This is a genomic window from Amycolatopsis sp., from assembly GCF_035276945.1.
In the GTDB taxonomy this organism is placed as follows: Bacteria; Actinomycetota; Actinomycetes; order Mycobacteriales; family Pseudonocardiaceae; genus Amycolatopsis_E.
This window is the reverse complement of record NZ_DATELF010000020.1, coordinates 88,872-105,149: the sequence shown is the minus strand read 5'-3', so window position 1 is coordinate 105,149 and position 16,278 is coordinate 88,872. Positions and strand designations below refer to the sequence as shown.

At 69.8% G+C, this 16,278-nt stretch carries 13 protein-coding genes; 11 read left to right on the top strand and 2 right to left on the bottom strand.

Features of this window, described 5'->3' with window-relative positions; translation table 11 throughout:
* Positions 1–34 precede the first annotated feature (34 nt).
* Positions 35–1,030, top strand: coding sequence for an alpha/beta fold hydrolase (locus VJT49_RS02645; RefSeq protein WP_324162741.1), 996 nt, complete (start codon positions 35–37; stop codon positions 1,028–1,030).
* Here VJT49_RS02645 and VJT49_RS02640 read toward each other — a convergent pair.
* On the bottom strand, positions 1,027–1,539 hold the full coding sequence (locus VJT49_RS02640) for a general stress protein (RefSeq protein WP_324162739.1): 513 nt from the start codon (positions 1,537–1,539) through the stop codon (positions 1,027–1,029). The two genes, VJT49_RS02645 and VJT49_RS02640, sit on opposite strands and share 4 nt — an antisense overlap.
* Before the next feature lie 78 nt (positions 1,540–1,617).
* Entirely contained in the window at positions 1,618–3,450 is a 1,833-nt protein-coding gene (gene asnB / locus VJT49_RS02635; RefSeq protein WP_324162737.1) for an asparagine synthase (glutamine-hydrolyzing), read from the bottom strand.
* Positions 3,451–3,566: 116 nt separating this feature from the next.
* Here asnB and VJT49_RS02630 point away from each other — a divergent pair, with 116 nt between their 5' ends.
* The 10 genes from VJT49_RS02630 to VJT49_RS02585 all read left to right on the top strand — a co-directional run bounded on the left by VJT49_RS02630 (position 3,567) and on the right by VJT49_RS02585 (position 16,276).
* The gene (locus VJT49_RS02630; protein WP_324162735.1) at positions 3,567–3,758 is read left to right on the top strand and encodes a hypothetical protein; all 192 of its coding nucleotides are present in this window, start codon (positions 3,567–3,569) and stop codon (positions 3,756–3,758) included.
* Complete coding sequence (gene kdpF / locus VJT49_RS02625; RefSeq protein WP_324162733.1) at positions 3,755–3,856, top strand: K(+)-transporting ATPase subunit F; 102 nt, start codon at positions 3,755–3,757, stop codon at positions 3,854–3,856. Before VJT49_RS02630 ends, kdpF begins: the two co-directional genes overlap by 4 nt.
* Before the next feature lies 1 nt (position 3,857).
* Entirely contained in the window at positions 3,858–5,519 is a 1,662-nt protein-coding gene (gene kdpA, locus VJT49_RS02620; RefSeq protein WP_324162731.1) for a potassium-transporting ATPase subunit KdpA, read from the top strand.
* Positions 5,516–7,600, top strand: coding sequence for a potassium-transporting ATPase subunit KdpB (gene kdpB / locus VJT49_RS02615; RefSeq protein WP_324162729.1), 2,085 nt, complete (start codon positions 5,516–5,518; stop codon positions 7,598–7,600). The genes kdpA and kdpB overlap by 4 nt, the downstream gene beginning before the upstream one ends.
* On the top strand, positions 7,597–8,202 hold the full coding sequence (locus VJT49_RS02610; RefSeq protein WP_324162727.1) for a potassium-transporting ATPase subunit C: 606 nt from the start codon (positions 7,597–7,599) through the stop codon (positions 8,200–8,202). The genes kdpB and VJT49_RS02610 overlap by 4 nt, the downstream gene beginning before the upstream one ends.
* A gap of 4 nt (positions 8,203–8,206) precedes the next feature.
* Positions 8,207–10,756: a sensor histidine kinase KdpD gene (locus VJT49_RS02605; protein WP_324162725.1), complete on the top strand. Its 2,550-nt coding sequence runs from the start codon at positions 8,207–8,209 to the stop codon at positions 10,754–10,756.
* Positions 10,753–11,439: a response regulator gene (locus VJT49_RS02600; protein ID WP_324162722.1), complete on the top strand. Its 687-nt coding sequence runs from the start codon at positions 10,753–10,755 to the stop codon at positions 11,437–11,439. The genes VJT49_RS02605 and VJT49_RS02600 overlap by 4 nt, the downstream gene beginning before the upstream one ends.
* A 62-nt stretch (positions 11,440–11,501) precedes the next feature.
* Positions 11,502–11,915 (top strand): hypothetical protein, encoded by a 414-nt coding sequence (locus VJT49_RS02595; protein ID WP_324162720.1) that lies wholly within the window; start codon positions 11,502–11,504, stop codon positions 11,913–11,915.
* Between the two features lie 258 nt (positions 11,916–12,173).
* On the top strand, positions 12,174–12,470 hold the full coding sequence (locus VJT49_RS02590) for an acylphosphatase (RefSeq protein WP_324162871.1): 297 nt from the start codon (positions 12,174–12,176) through the stop codon (positions 12,468–12,470).
* A gap of 113 nt (positions 12,471–12,583) precedes the next feature.
* Positions 12,584–16,276: a chromosome segregation protein SMC gene (locus VJT49_RS02585; RefSeq protein ID WP_324162718.1), complete on the top strand. Its 3,693-nt coding sequence runs from the start codon at positions 12,584–12,586 to the stop codon at positions 16,274–16,276.
* Positions 16,277–16,278 lie beyond the last annotated feature (2 nt).

Here is a 16,278-nt window from a genome sequence, read left to right as displayed (position 1 = left end):
CAAGCCGGAAACGGAAGAGTGTTTGGCTGGGCGAGTGCGCTCCCAGGACGCAGCACTGACGAGTGTCGGGCCGGACACGTTCGACCTTCGTCACCGCGTGATACACGGCTACCGCCGCGCCTACCGGATGGCGGGCAGCGGTCCCGCCGTGCTGTTCATCCACGGCATCGGGGACGACTCGTCGACCTGGCTCGACGCGCTCGCCTCGCTGGCGGGTGACTTCACCGTGATCGCGCCCGACCTGCTCGGGCACGGCGGCTCCGACAAGCCGCGTGCCGACTATTCGGTCGCCGCCTACGCGTGCGGGATGCGGGACCTGCTGGCGACCCTGGACATCGACCGGGTGAGCGTGGTCGGCCATTCCCTGGGTGGCGGTGTGGCGATGCAGTTCGCCTACCAGTTCCCGGACCGCTGCGAACGTCTGGTGCTGGTCGCCTCGGGCGGGATCGGCCCGGCCGTGCACCCGATGCTGCGGCTGGCCGCCGCGCCGGGCACCGCCCTGCTGCTGCCGCTGATCGGCACGCCACCGGTGCGGGAGGCCATGAAGTGGTTCCACGGTCTGCTGATCGCGACCGGCGGGCTCGGCCTGGGCGAGGATCTGGACTACGTGTTCTCCAAGTACGTCCGGCTCGCCGAGTCCCCGAGCCGGCAGGCGTTCCTGCGGACCCTGCGCGCGGTGGTGGACTGGCGGGGGCAGGTGGTCAACATGCTCGACCGGGCGTACCTGACCGAGGGCGTCCCGACGATGCTCGTGTGGGGTACGGAGGACCATGTCGTGCCGACCGAGCATGCGGCGCTGGCGCACGAGACGATGCCGGGCAGCCGGCTGGAGATCTTCGAAGGCGCCGGTCACTTCCCGCACCACACCTCGCCACAGCGGTTCCTGGCGATCCTGCGGGAGTTCATCACCCAGACCCGGCCTGCCGAGCACGACGTCCAGCGCTGGCGCCGGCTGCTGCGGACAGGCCGAGGGCCCCGCGCCGAGCGTGCGCGCGAGGCCATCGATTCCGGAATCTCCAGCGGCTCCTAAGCGGTCTTCGCGGCGAGCTTGGCCAGCAGATCACGACCCTGCTCGGCGTTGCGCGGCTGACTGAGCACGTCGTAGCGCTGGGCGACCAGCTGGCTGGTGGAGACGAAGTCACGGCGGCCCCGGGTGGCGCCGTAGCCGATGGCCGCGAACACCACGTTGAACCCGACACCCGCGACCAGCCCGATCACGATCGGCAGCAGGCCGGACCCGGCGGTGAACATGCTCAGCAGCAGACCCACGAACAGACCGAACCAGGCGCCCGAGAGCGCCGCGTTGCCCAGCACCCGCCCCCAGCTCAGCTTGCCCGCGACCCGCTCGACGAGCATCGGCCCCACGCCGACGATGGTGACGTCGGCGACCGGGAAGTCGTTGTCCGCGAGGTGGTCGACGGCCCGCTGCGCTTCCTCGTAGGAGGAGTAGGAGCCGATCGGCCAGCCGGTCGGCATGGTGGGCAGGCTCGGGTTGGCTCGGGCGTTGGTGAAGGCGGTCTGCGTGAAGGCTGTGGTCATCTTGTCTCACCTCTCTACCTCGTCCAACGCCGATGGGTACCCACTTGTGCCCTATGCCCGATCTTTCACAGAGAAATTTCAGGATGTGAGCCGCAGCTCAGGGCGGTAGAGGTCGAACCAGTGGTAAAGGTCCAGAGCACGGTCCAGTCCGGCGCGTTCCTGCATCGTGATCTTCGCCGGGTCGCGCTCGACGGCCTCGGTGAGCCAGGACCGCTCCATGACCCCGAACACCGGGCTGTCGTGCTCGGCGAGCACCTCCTTCGCCTGCTGCTGCAGGGCCGCCGCGTAGCCGGGGTCCTGAGTGGACGGATAGGGGCTCTTAACCCGGTCCACAACGGACTGTGGCAAAACGTGTTTCGCCGCGTGCCGCAGGAGGCTCTTTTCCCGGCCGTCGAAGGTCTTCAGCGACCACGGTGTGTTGTAGACGTACTCGACCAGCCGGTGGTCGCAGAAGGGCACCCGCACCTCCAGCCCGACCGCCATCGACGCCCGGTCCTTGCGGTCGAGCAGCATCCGCACGAAACGGGTCAGGTGCAGGTGACAGACCGTGCGCATCCGGCCTTCGAGTTCGCTTTCACCGTCCACGTGCTCGACGGACGCGACCGCCGCGGCGTACTGGTCGGCCACGTAGGACTCCATGTCCATCTTCTCGACGACATCCCGCCGCAGCGGGGAAAGGCGGTCGAAGAAGCCGCTCTGGAAGGCCAGCCACGGGAAGGTGTCCGCGTCACGTGCGCGCCCGTCGTGGAACCACCGGTAGCCGCCGAACACCTCGTCCGCGGACTCCCCGGACAGCGCGACCGTCGACTCCGCCCGGATCGCCTTGAACAGCAGATACAGCGAGATATCCAGATCCCCGAGCCCGGCCGGGATGTCCCGCGCGGTGATGACGGCGCGGCGGGCGGCGGGGTCGGTGAGCGCGCCCGGGTCGAGCATCACGTCCTGATGGGCCGAGCCGACCAGCCGTGCCACGTCCCGCACGAACGGCGAGTCCGGCGTGCCCCGCATTTCGTCAGGCTGGAAGTTCTCCTCCTGCCCGAGGAAGTCGACGGAGAAGGTGCGCAGCTGCTCGTCGAGGCTCGCCGCGGCAAGGCCGGTGACGGCGCTGGAGTCGAGCCCGCCGGACAGCAGCACGCACCGGGGCACGTCGGCGACGAGTTGCCGCTCGACGATGTCGGTGAGCAGTTCGCGCACGCGGCCGACCGTTGTCTCCTGGTCGTCGGTGTGCTGCCGGGCCGGCAGTTTCCAGTAGGTACGGGTGTGCACGCCCTCGGCGTCGACCCGGACGATGGTGCCCGGCTCGACCTCCGACATGCCGTGCCACAGCGACCAGCCCGGCGCCTTCGTGAAGGCGATCAGCTCACGCAGCCCGTCGAGGTCGACGACCTTGCGGACCCTGGGGTTGGCCAGGATCGCCTTGGGCTCCGAACCGAAGAGCACGCCGTCGGCGGTCGGGTAGTAGTAGAACGGCTTGATGCCCATGCGGTCGCGGATCATGACCAGCTTGGCCTCGCGCGCGTCCCAGATCGCGAAGGCGTACATGCCGTTGAGATGGTCGGCGACCGCTTCGCCCCATTCCAGGTATCCGTGCAGCACCACCTCGGTGTCGCTGCCGGTCCGGAAGCGGTGGCCGAGGCCGGTCAGCTCGGCCCGCAGCTCGCTGAAGTTGTAGGTCTCGCCGCTGTAGACCATGACGACCTCGCCGCCCGGCGTGGGTACCGACATCGGTTGCCGCCCACCGGGCAGGTCGATGATCGCGAGCCGCCGGTGCCCGAGCGCGACGTGCCGGTTTACCCAGGTGCCGGAGTCGTCGGGGCCGCGGCAGGCCATGGTCGCCGTCATCGCGTCGACGGTCTCGCGCTCGCGGGTGAGGTCGGAATCGAAGGAAACCCAGCCGGTGATACCGCACATGCGCACGAACCTCCCAAGTGCTTAGCTACTGCAAGTGTGAGTAACACCGTGGTAACACATGACTGCGGTGAGTGTCTGCCCGAATTGGGCGGTTCACGACCATCGTTACCAGACGTGTGGCAGAGGTCACCGTTCGTCAAGAACGCGTTAACGGGAGCCGGTGGCACGTCAAGAGGCCGTCAGGAGGACTTAAGCGGACCGCCCGGCGCACGCACGCTGTCGGTGTGACTGATCTGCTGTACGGCGTCCTGCTGATCGCGGTGTTCGCGGTCCTGGCGCTCATCCTGCGCGGGCTGGAAAAGCTTTGAGCGGCACCGATCCGGTGGCCAACATCGTGGCGGGCGTGCTGGCGCTGGGACTGCTCGGCTATTTGTTCATCGCCCTGATCAAGCCGGAAAAGTTCTGAAATGACCGACTTCGAGGCTGGCCTGGCGCAGGTCGGCATCCTGCTGGTTACCCTCGCGCTGGTCTACAGGCCGCTCGGCGACTATCTGGCGCACGTGTTCACCAGTGAGAAGGATCTGAAGGTCGAGCGCGGTCTCTACCGGCTGTTCCGGGTGGATCCGAAATCCGGGCAGCGCTGGGTCACCTACGCCCAGGGCGTGCTCGGGTTCTCGCTCGTCTCGATCGTCGTGCTGTACCTCCTGCAGCGACTGCAGCCCTTTCTGCCGCTGAACTTCGGCCGGGGCGCGGTGGATCCCGGCGTCGCCTTCAACACCGCGGTCAGTTTCGTGACCAACACGAACTGGCAGTCGTATGTCCCGGAAACCACCATGGGCCACGTCGTGCAGATGGCCGGGCTGACCGTGCAGAACTTCCTGTCCGCCGGGGTCGGTCTCGCGGTGGCGATGGCGCTGGTGCGGGGGTTCGTGCGGTCGAGGACCGACCGGCTCGGCAACTTCTGGGTCGACCTGACCCGCGGCACGATCCGGGTGCTGCTCCCGATGTCGTTCGTGTTCGCGATCGTGCTGATCGCGCTCGGGGTGACACAGAGCCTGCACCAGGGTGTCGCCGTGACCAACCCGGGCGGTTCCCGGAGCACGATCGCGCTCGCGCCGACCGCGAGCCAGGAGGCGATCAAGGAACTCGGCACCAACGGTGGCGGGATCTACAACGCCAACTCCGCACACCCGTTCGAGAACCCGAACTCGTGGAGCGATCTTCTCGAGATCTTTCTGCTGCTGTGTATCCCGGTCTCGCTGACCCGGACCTTCGGGAAGATGGTCGGCAACCGGCGGCAGGGCTATGTGCTGCTGTCGGTGATGGGCGTGCTGTGGGCCGGCGTCCTGGCGGTGACCTGGTGGGCCGAGGCGCACCCGAACGGCCCGGCCGCGTTGCTGGCGGGCGCCGGCATGGAGGGTAAGGAACAGCGGTTCGGCATCAGCGCCTCGTCGCTGTTCGCCACGAGCACCACGGGCACCTCGACGGGCGCCGTGAACTCGATGCACGACAGCTTCAGCGGGCTCGGCGGCGGCGGGCCGCTGCTGAACATCCTGCTGGGCGAGGTTTCGCCGGGCGGTGTCGGCACCGGCCTCTACGGGATTCTGGTGCTGGCGGTGATCGCCATGTTCCTGGCCGGGCTGATGGTCGGCCGCACACCCGAGTACCTGGGCAAGAAACTCGGCAGGCGCGAAGTCACCGCAGCCGCGGTCTCGATGCTCGCGATGCCGACCGTGGTGCTGCTGGGTGCGGGGCTCGCGCTGACTTTCAAGAGCACGCCCGGATATCTGGGCAACAATGGTGGGCACGGCCTGTCGGAAGTCCTCTACGCCTACGCCTCGGCGGGCAACAACAATGGCAGCGCGTTCGCCGGCATCACTGCCACGAGCCCGTGGTTCCAGTCCAGCCTGGCGGTGGCCATGGCGATCGGCCGGTTCGTCCCGATCCTCGCGACGCTGTGCCTCGCCGGATCGCTGGCCGGGCAGAAGAAGGTGCCCGAAACCGCCGGCACGCTTCCCACCACCGGGCCGCTGTTCGCTTCGATGCTCGGCGGCACCGTGGTTCTGGTCGCGGCCCTGACGTTCATCCCGGCGCTGGCTCTCGGCCCGATCGCGGAGGCTCTGGCATGACTGTGACGGAAGAGAAACCCGTTACCCGGCAACCGGTCGAGCAGGCGGGGCGGGTCGGGGCGGGCGTGTTCAACGCCAGGCAGTTGTGGTCCTCGCTGCCCGAGGCGCTGCGTAAGCTGAACCCCGGGCACCAGCTCCGTAATCCCGTGATGTTCGTGGTGTGGATCGGCTCGGTCCTGGTCACGGTCTTCGCCATCACGGACCCGACCGTGTTCTCCGTCCTCATCGCGGTCTGGCTGTGGTTCACGGTCCTGTTCGCCAACCTGGCCGAGGCGGTCGCCGAGGGCCGGGGCAAGGCACAGGCGGAGTCCTTGCGCCGCACGAAGAAGGAGACCGTCGCGCGGCGGCTCACGCCCACCGGTGAGGAAGAGGAGGTGCCGGGCGTCGATTTGCGGGTCGGCGACCTGGTGGTGGTCGAGGCCGGTCAGGTGATTCCCGGTGACGGCGACGTCGTCGAGGGCATCGCCACGGTGGACGAGTCGGCGATCACCGGCGAGTCCGCGCCCGTCATCCGGGAGTCCGGTGGGGACCGCTCCGCGGTCACCGGTGGCACCACCGTGCTGTCGGACCGGATCCTGGTGAAGATCACCACCAGGCCGGGTGAGACCTTTGTGGACCGGATGATTGCGCTGGTGGAGGGTGCCTCCCGGCAGAAGACGCCGAACGAGATCGCGCTCACCATCCTGCTGTCCACGCTGACGATCATCTTCCTGCTCGCGGTGGTGGCGCTACAGCCGATGGCGGCCTACTCGGGCAGCCGGCAGTCGGTGATCGTGCTGACCGCGTTGCTGGTGTGCCTGATCCCGACGACCATCGGCGCGCTGCTGTCGGCGATCGGCATCGCGGGTATGGACCGGTTGGTGCAGCGCAACGTGCTCGCCACCTCCGGGCGCGCGGTCGAGGCCGCCGGCGACGTGTCCACCCTGCTGCTGGACAAGACCGGCACCATCACCTTCGGCAACCGGAAGGCGACCGAGCTGATCCCCCTCGGCGAGTCCACAGTGGACGAGCTTGCCGCCTCGGCCCGGCTGTCGAGCCTGGCCGACGGCACGCCGGAAGGGCGCAGCATTGTCGAACTCACCGAGCGGGAGCATGGCCTGGCGCCCGAAGCGGGGGCGGCGGCGGAGAGCGGCGAGTTCGTGCCGTTCACCGCACAGACCAGGATGTCCGGTATCGACCTCGACGGCCGTCAGGTCCGTAAGGGAGCGGCGAGCGCCGTGCGCGATTGGGTCACCGAACGCGGCGGGGAGTTCCCGGCCGAGACCGGCCGGGTGGTCGACGAGGTCGGCCAGCAGGGTGGCACCCCGTTGGTGGTTGCCGAACTGACCGATGGGACCGCGTTCGTGCGCGGTGTGATCCGGCTGTCCGACGTGGTGAAACCGGGCATGCGGCAGCGTTTCATGGAGCTGCGGGCGATGGGCATCAGGACGGTGATGATCACCGGGGACAACCCGTTGACCGCCAGGGCGATCGCCGAGGACGCCGGAGTCGACGACTACCTCGCCGAGGCCAAGCCCGAGGACAAGATGGCCCTGATCCACCAGGAACAGGAGGGCGGGCGGCTGGTCGCGATGACCGGGGACGGCACCAACGACGCGCCCGCGCTGGCGGCCTCCGACGTCGGGGTGGCGATGAACACCGGCACCATGGCGGCCAAGGAGGCCGGGAACATGGTGGACCTGGACTCCGACCCGACGAAGCTGATCGAGATCGTGGAGATCGGCAAGCAGTTGCTGATCACCCGCGGCGCGCTGACCACGTTCAGCATCGCCAACGACCTCGCGAAGTACTTCGCCATCCTGCCGGCCATGTTCGTCGCCATCTATCCGCAGCTGGCCGGGCTGAACATCCTGCACCTGGCCACACCGCGGTCGGCGATCCTGTCCGCGGTGGTGTTCAACGCGCTGATCATCGTCGCGCTGATCCCGCTGGCGCTGCGCGGGGTCCGGTACAAGCCGTCCAGCGCGTCGTCCCTGCTGCGGCGGAACCTGCTGGTCTACGGCGTCGGCGGGATCATCACGCCGTTCGCCGGGATCTGGCTGGTCGATCTCGTCGTTCGGTTCATTCCGGGAATCGGGTGAGTTTCGTGGTCAAACAGAGCTTGGCGGGCCTGCGCGTGCTGCTGGTGTTCACGGTGCTGCTGGGGGTGCTCTACCCGCTCGGCGTAGGGCTGGTGGCCCGAGTTCCGGGCCTGGAGGCGCACGCGGAGGGCTCGGTCGTCTCGGTGAACGGGCAGGCGGTGGGGTCGTCGTTGATCGGGATCGACCCGGTCGCACCGGACCCGGCGCACGACCCGTACTTCCACACCCGGCCGTCGGCGACCGCTTCGGACCCGCTGGGTCAGGGCAACCCGGCCATCTCCGGCGGCTCGAACAAGGGCGCGTTCAACGACGACCTGGTCGCGGCGATCCAGCAGCGCAAGAACGCGATCGCGGAGCGTGAAGGGGTTTCGCCGGCGGAGGTGCCAGCCGACGCGGTGACCGCCTCGGCCTCCGGCGTCGACCCGGACATCAGCGTCGCCTACGCCGATCTCCAGGTGGCCCGCGTGGCGCGGAACACCGGACTGTCCGAGGGCAAGGTGCGTCAGCTCGTGGCCGAGAACACCACCGGCTACGGGATCGGCCTTCCCGGGGTGAACGTGCTGACGCTGAATCTCGCGGTTCGGGCGGCGGGAGCACACTGAACCCGTGGACGGGCAGCGGCACACCGGCAGGCGGCGGCGAGGAGAGCTTCGCATCTACCTCGGCGCGGCCCCCGGTGTGGGCAAGACCTTCGCGATGCTGGGGGAGGCGCGCAGGCGGGTGGAACGCGGCACCGACCTCGTCGTCGGGCTGGTCGAGACCCACGGCCGGAAGAAGACGGCGGACCTGCTGGAGGGCCTGGAGGCGGTGCCGCGCCGCCGCGGCACCTACCGGGACCGGGAGTTCACCGAACTGGACGTCGACGCGGTGCTCGCGCGCAAGCCCGAAGTGGTCCTCGTCGACGAACTCGCGCACACCAACATCCCCGGTTCCCGCAACGGGAAACGCTGGCAGGACATCCTGGAACTGCTCGAAGCCGGGATCGACGTGGTGTCCACGGTGAACATCCAGCACCTGCAGAGCCTCAACGACGTGGTCGAGAAGATCACCGGCGTCCCCCAGCAGGAGACCGTGCCGGACGAGGTGGTGCGCCGCGCCGAGCAGGTCGAACTGGTCGACATCACCCCGGAGGCGTTGCGGCGGCGGCTCGCGCACGGCAACGTCTACCCGGCCGAACGGATCGACGCCGCGCTCGGCAACTACTTCCGGCCCGGCAACCTGACCGCGCTGCGGGAACTGGCCCTGTTGTGGGTCGCCGACCAGGTCGACGTGGCCTTGCAGCGGTACCGGGCGGAGCAGCGGATCACCGACACCTGGGAGGCCCGCGAACGGGTGGTCGTGGCGGTCACCGGCGGACCGGAAAGCGAGACGATCATCCGCCGCGCCAGCCGGATCGCGGCACGGGCCGGGGCGGATCTGCTGGTGCTGCACGTGCTCCGCGGCGACGGGCTGGCCGGTCTCGGGCCCGCCGAGATGGGGAAATACCGCAAGCTGGCCGAGGATCTGGGCGCCACCTTCCACACCGTGGTGGGCGACGACGTGCCGACCGCGTTGCTCGACTTCGCGAGCGGCGTCAACGCCACGCAACTGGTGCTGGGCACTTCCCGGCGCTCCCGCGTGGCCCGGCTGTTCGACGAGGGGATCGGGGCGGCGGTCGTGCAGTTGTCCGGCCCGATCGACGTGCACATGGTCACGCACGCCGAGGCCGGTGGCCGCCTGAGGACCTGGCTGGACCGGCGCAGCCCGCTGAAGCCGTCCCGGCTGACCGTGGGCTGGGTGCTGGCGTTCGCCGCCCCCGCGCTGGCCACGATCGCCGGGGTGCTGCTCCGCCGCCATCTCGACTTTTCCACCGACGTGGTCAGCTACTTCCTCGCGACGGTGATCGTGGCGCTGGTCGGCGGGCTGGGGCCGGCCCTGCTGGCCTCCGTGCTGTCGGCCGGGCTGCTCAACTTCTTCTTCACCGAGCCGTACTACAGCCTGGTGGTGCATTCGCCCCGCAACGTCGTCACGCTGATCGCGATGGTGATCGTGGCGGTGCTCGTCGCGCTCGTCGTGGACGCCGCGGCTCAACGCGCGGTGCAGGCCGCTCAGGCACGAACGGAGGCCTCCCTGCTGGCGTCCTACGCCCGCACGGTGCTCACGCACGCCGCGCCGCTGAACCGGTTGCTGGAGAAGGTGCGGGAGAACTTCGGACTGGATTCGGTGGCACTGCTGGAAAGGCAGGAAGGCCGGTGGCAATGCGTCGAGCAGGTCGGCGGCAACCCGTGCAAGGAACCGGACGAGGCCGACGCCGACATCCCCGTCACCGCCGACGTGCACCTGACCCTGCGCGGCCGGGCGCTGCCGGCGGCCGACCGGCGCGTGCTCGAGGCGGCGGCGGGGCAGGCGCTGCTCGCGTTGCGGCAGCAGCGGATGGCGGCCGCGACGGCACGGGCCGAGCGCAAGGCGGAGGCGACCGAACTGCGCACCGCCCTGCTGTCGGCGCTGGGTCACGACCTGCGCACGCCGCTGACCTCGATCAAGGCGGCGATCGGCAGCCTGCGGGCGCGCGACATCGACCTCTCCCCGGAGGACACCGAGGAACTCCTTGCCACGGCGGAGGAATCGACCGACCGCCTGGCCGGGCTGGTGGACAACCTGCTCGACTCCTCCCGGCTGGCCACCGGAGCGGTCCGGCCGCAGCTGCGGCCGGTCGGCTACGACGAGGTCGTCGCGCACGCCCTGTCCCATGTGGACGGTTCGGCGCCGGTGGTGGTGGATGTGGACGAGCGGCTGCCCGCGGTGCTCGCCGATCCCGGGCTGCTGGAGCGGGTGGTGGCCAACGTGGTCGACAACGCGCTGCGGCACGGCACGGGGCCCGGGCCGGTTTCGGTCCGGGGCAGCAGCTATGCCGAATACGTCGAGCTCCGGGTCGTCGATCACGGACGCGGGCTGAAGAAAGGCGCGGCGGAGTCGGCTTTCGCTCCGTTCCAACGGCTGGGGGACCGGGACACGACGCCGGGCATCGGCCTCGGGCTTTCCGTGGCGAAGGGCTTCACCGAGGCCATGGGCGGCACGATCCGGGCCGAGGACACCCCGGGCGGTGGGCTGACCGTGGTCATCTCGTTGCACACGTACCAGGCGCCTCAGGTGGTGCCACTGCAGGAGGTGCTATGAGCGGCAGAGTCCTGGTGGTGGACGACGAGCCGCAGATCGTGCGTGCGCTGCGGATCAACCTGTCGGCCCGCGGGTACACCGTGATCACCGCGCACGACGGGACGGCCGCGCTGCGCGCCGCCGCGGAGGCCAGACCGGATGTCGTGGTGCTGGACCTGGGGCTGCCGGACATGGACGGCAGCGAGGTGATCGCGGGCCTGCGCGGGTGGACCACGGTGCCGATCATCGTGCTCTCGGCGCGCAGCGATTCGCCGGACAAGGTCCAGGCGCTGGACGCGGGCGCCGACGACTACGTGACCAAGCCGTTCGGCATGGACGAGCTGCTGGCCCGCCTGCGCGCCGCCGTCCGCCGTTCCTCGGTGTCCACTTCGGACGATGCGGAGGCGGTGGTGGAGACCGGGGACGTGACCATCGACCTGGCGGCCAGGAAGGTCCGGCGCGACGGCGGCGAGGTGCACCTGACCAAGACCGAGTGGGGCGTGCTCGAACTCCTGGTGCGCAACCGCGGACGGCTGGTTTCCCAAAAGCAGTTGCTGCGCGAGGTGTGGGGCCCGGCGTACGAGAACGAGTCCCACTACCTGCGCGTCTACCTGGCCCAGCTGCGCCGGAAACTGGAACGCGAGCCCTCCCGGCCCCGTCACCTGCTCACCGAACCCGGCATGGGCTACCGGTTCGAACTCTGATCCCTCAGGCGCCCGCGCTCGATGCGCTGCTGCTGGTCGTGGTCGACGGCGGGGGATCGGACGTGGGGGGCGTGGTGGGCGGTTCCGACGACGACTCCTGCGGTTTCGAGGTCGGTGGTGGTGGCGGTGGCTGGAACCTGCTCGCGGTCGTCGTGACGACGCCCGGTGGAATCGGGCTGCCCGGCGGCAGGGTGACCGCGGTCTGGGACGAACCCGGCGGGGGCAGGAGGGTGACGGTCCGCTTGCCGTCCGTGCCGACGCTCACCAGCGCGGTCGGCGACGAGGACGTCGACGCAGGCACCGTCTCCGACGCCGGCTCGTCCACGGTGCCGCCCGGGAGCACCTGCTGGGAACCCGGGTTGTTGCTGCCGCCGTGCGAGTCCGCGCCGTCGGACGACGTCGACCGCGAAGCGAGCTGGGCGATGCCGCCGAAGGCCGTGGCGAGCACCACCCCGCTGACGGCGAGGACGAGGTAGGCGCTCCGCCGCGCGCGCGAGGCCGGCTCGGGCGGCGATGCCACCTCGATCGGCTGAGGAGATGATGACCCCGGATGGGCCATTGCCTGGCTCCTTGCTGGAAAAAACCCCGGACTCTGACCAGGCGAAATGGCCCGGACGGAGGATTTGACGCGAACATTAGCACCGTGAGGTGACCGAGCGCGAGCGGGAGTGCGCCCGTCGTTAACTGTCCGTAGTCGCCCTGGGTGGGGCGCCATGGGCGAAAATGGGCACGTGATGGACACCGTGGGAGACGAAGACGACATCGTGCGCCTGACCGCCTGGGTCGCCGGCCGCGTGCAGGGCGTGGGTTTCCGCTGGTGGACGCGGAGCCGGGCGCTCGAGCTGGGCCTGGTGGGCAGCGCGGCCAACCTCCGTGACGGCCGGGTCGAGGTGGTCGCCGAGGGCCCGAGAGATCACTGTGAGCAGCTTTTGTCGGCGTTGCGGTCCCCTTCATCGCCCGGATGGGTGGACCATGTGGTCGAGCACTGGTCCGAGCCTGCCGGCGACCTCACGGGCTTCGACGAGAAATAGCGCCACGGCGCGCCGGACGGGGTTACGCAGGGTGCCTCGGTAGACTTTGCCGACCGGCTGGTTCGGCCAGTGCCCCCGTGTCCGATGTCCCGCTTCGGAGGGTCCTAAGCGACGTGCACCTGAAAAGCTTGACGCTGAAGGGCTTCAAGTCCTTCGCCTCGGCTACCACCTTGCGTTTCGAGCCGGGCATCACCTGCGTGGTCGGCCCGAACGGCTCCGGCAAGTCCAACGTGCTCGACGCGTTGCGCTGGGTGATGGGCACCCAGGGCGCGAAGGACCTGCGGGGCGGCAAGATGGAGGACGTCATCTTCGCCGGCACCTCCGGCCGGGCCCCGCTCGGCCGCGCCGAGGTGACGCTGACCATCGACAACTCCGACGCGGCGCTCCCCATCGACTACACCGAGGTCTCCATCACCCGGCGCATGTTCCGTGACGGCGCCAGCGAGTACGAGATCAACGGCGGTTCCTGCCGCCTCCTGGACATCCAGGAACTGCTGTCCGACTCCGGTATCGGCCGCGAGATGCACGTCATCGTCGGCCAGGGCCAGCTGGCCCAGATCCTGGAGTCCAAGCCGGAGGATCGCCGCGCGTTCATCGAAGAGGCCGCGGGGGTGCTCAAGCACCGCAAGCGCAAGGAAAAGGCGCTGCGCAAGCTCACCGCGATGCAGGCCAACCTCGACCGCCTCGGCGACCTGACCGCCGAGCTGCGCCGCCAGCTCAAGCCGCTGGGCAGGCAGGCCGAGATCGCCCGCAAGGCCCAGGCCGTGCAAGCCGAGCTGCGCGACGCCCGGCTCCGCCTGCTCGCCGACGATCTGGTCACCCAGCGCGCCGCCATCGCCAAGGAGGAGGCCGACGAGCACGCCGCCCGCGCGCGCCGGGCCGAGGTCGAGCAGGCGCTGGAAGTGGTCAGCGCGGAGGAGAACCAGCTGGAGGTGCTGCTGGCGGAGGACGCGCCACGGCTGACCGCCGCACAGGAGACCTGGTACAAGCTTTCCGCGCTGGCGGAACGGTTGCGCGGCACGGTCCGGCTCGCGGTCGAGCGCCAGCGGCACCTGTCCGCCGAGGTCGAGACCGGCACGGGAGGGCGCGATCCGGAGGAACTGCTGGCCGAGGCCGAGCAGGTCGCCGAGCGTGAGGAAGAACTCGACGAGGCCGTCACCGAGGCGCGCGCCATGCTGTCGCAGACCGTGCAGCGCCGTGAGCAACTGGAGTACGCGGTCCAAGCGGCCGAGCGGGCGCACATGGCCGCCGTGCGCGCGATCGCGGACCGCCGCGAGGGCCTGGCCAAGCTGGCCGGTCAGGTGGAGGCCCTGCGCAGCAAGAACGGCGCCACCTCGGACGAGATCGACCGGCTCACCGCGGGCATCGGCGAGGCCGAGGCTCGCGCCGAACTGGCCACCGAGGAGCTGGAAGAGGCCAGGGCCGAGGGCGGTGTCGAGGAATCCGACGACGCCGAGCTGCTGGTGCGCCACGATCTGGCGGTCGAGGCCAACAACGCGGCCAAGGCCAGGGTGGAAGAGCTGGTCAAGGCCGAGCGAACGGCCGAGCGGGAGATCGCGTCGGAGAAGGCGCGGGTCGACGCGCTGTCGATGGGGTTGCGGCGCAAGGACGGCGCCGGTGCCCTGCTGGCCGCGACCGATCAGCTGCCCGGGCTGCTCGGCTCGGTCGCCGCGCTGCTCACCGTCGAGCCGGGATACGAGGTCGCGCTCGCCGCGGCGCTCGGACCCGTGGCGAACGCGGTCGCGGTACGGGGCGGGGAAGACGCCCTAGCCGCGCTGAAATACTTGAAGGACAACGACTCCGGCCGCGCGGGTGTCCTGCTCGGCGCGCTGGAACCCAGCTCGGGTACGGGTGTCCCGCCTTCTGGCTCGGGTACGGGTGTCCCGTATTCCGGTTCGGGTGTGGGTGTCCCGCCTTCCGGCTCGGGTGTGGGTGTCCCGCATTCCATTGTGGACGTCTCGTCCCGGCCGTCGCTGCCGGAGGGGGCCCGCTGGGCGACCGACGTCGTCAGGGCTCCCGAGGCGCTGCGTCCCGCGGTCGGGCGCGCGCTGACCCACATGGCCATTGTGGACACTCTGGAGAGCGCGCGGCGGCTGGTGGCCGTGCATCCCGAGATCAGCGCGGTCACCGCCGATGGCGACGTGTTCGGTTCGTACTGGGCGGCCGGGGGATCGGCGGCGCGCGGCGAGAGCGTGATCGAGATCCAGGCCGCCGTCGACGAGGCGCAGGACCGGTTGCTCGCGGCCGAGCGCTTGCTGGAACGCACCACCGCCGAGTTGGAGGGCGCGCGCGCCGAGCAGCAGGCCCGCCGTGAAGAGGTCGGCCGGGCCAAGGACGCGCTCGGCGAGGCGAAGGTTCGCAAGGCACGTTCGTCGGAACGGCTGAACCGCCTGCAGCAGGCCGCGCGGTCCGCGGAGGCCGAGGTCGCCCGCCTGCGGCAGCAGCGCGAAAAGGTCGAGTCCAGTCGCGAAGAGGCGTGGACCAAGCTCGCCGAGCTCGAGGAGCGGCTGGCCGCGGTCGCCGAGCAGCCCGTCGACGAGGACCCCGACACCACGGAACGCGACCAGGTCGCCGAGGAACTGGCGGTCGTCCGGCAGGAGGAGGTCGAGGCGCGGCTCGCCCTGCGGACTTCGGAGGAGCGCGCGCGGAGTATCGCGGGCAAAGCCGAGTCCCTGCGCCGTGCCGCGCATGCCGAGCGGCAGGCCCGGGAGCGTGCCGAGCAGGCGCGGTTGGCCCGGGCGAAGGGCGCGGCCATCGCGACCGCGGTCGTCGACGCGGGTGAGCTCGCGCTGGACCGCATCGAACTGTCGGTGCAGCGTGCCGCCGCCGAGCGTGACGAGGTCCAGGCCATGCGCCAGGAGCGGGAGAGCGCGCTGGGCCGGGTGCGCGGCCGGGTCCGTGAACTCACCGGCGAGCTGGAAAAGCTCACCGACGCCGTGCACCGCGACGAGGTGCTGCGGGCCGAGCAGCGGCTGCGCCTGGAGCAGCTGGAGATCAAGATCGCCGACGACTTCGGCATCGGGCTCGACGAGCTCGTGGCCGAGTACGGCCCGGAGGTTCCGGTGCCGCCGAGCCCGGCCGAACTGGCGGAGTACGAGGAGGCCAGGGAACGCGGCGAGACGGTGACCGCGCCACCTGCCATTCCCTACGATCGCGGCACGCAGGAGCGCCGCGCGAAGCGCGCCGAAAAGGACCTTTCCCTGCTGGGCAAGGTGAATCCGCTGGCACTGGAGGAGTTCGCCGCGCTCGAGGAGCGTTACAAGTTCCTGTCGACGCAGCTTGAGGACCTCAAGGCGACCCGGAAGGACCTGCTCCAGGTCATCAAGGAGGTGGACGAGAAGATCCTCGAGGTCTTCAGCTCCGCCTACCAGGACGTGGCGCGGGAGTTCGAGGTCGTGTTCTCGGTGCTGTTCCCCGGCGGTGAGGGCCGGATGGTGCTGACCGAGCCGGGTGACATGCTGGCCACCGGCGTCGACGTCGAGGCGCGGCCGCCGGGTAAGAAGGTGAAGCGGCTTTCGCTGCTTTCGGGCGGCGAGAAATCGTTGGTGGCGGTCGCCATGCTGGTGGCGATCTTCCGTGCCCGGCCCTCGCCGTTCTACGTGATGGACGAGGTCGAAGCGGCGCTGGACGACACCAACATGCGCCGGCTGATCGGCCTGCTGGAGCAGTTGCGCGAATCCTCGCAGCTGATCATCATCACCCACCAGAAGCCTACGATGGAGATCGCGGACGCGCTCTACGGGGTGAGCATGCAGGGTGACGGCATCACGAAGGTCATCTCTCAGCGCCTGAAGCAGGACGCATAGCC

What these genes read in the sequence shown, in the direction of transcription:
- VJT49_RS02640 (WP_324162739.1), bottom strand. Translation starts at nt 1,539, where the DNA reads ATGACCACAGCCTTCACGCAGACCGCCTTCACCAACGCCCGAGCCAAC.
- asnB (WP_324162737.1), bottom strand. Translation starts at nt 3,450, where the DNA reads ATGTGCGGTATCACCGGCTGGGTTTCCTTCGATTCCGACCTCACCCGC.
- kdpA (WP_324162731.1), top strand. Translation starts at nt 3,858, where the DNA reads ATGACCGACTTCGAGGCTGGCCTGGCGCAGGTCGGCATCCTGCTGGTT.
- kdpB (WP_324162729.1), top strand. Translation starts at nt 5,516, where the DNA reads ATGACTGTGACGGAAGAGAAACCCGTTACCCGGCAACCGGTCGAGCAG.
- VJT49_RS02600 (WP_324162722.1), top strand. Translation starts at nt 10,753, where the DNA reads ATGAGCGGCAGAGTCCTGGTGGTGGACGACGAGCCGCAGATCGTGCGT.
- VJT49_RS02590 (WP_324162871.1), top strand. Translation starts at nt 12,174, where the DNA reads ATGGACACCGTGGGAGACGAAGACGACATCGTGCGCCTGACCGCCTGG.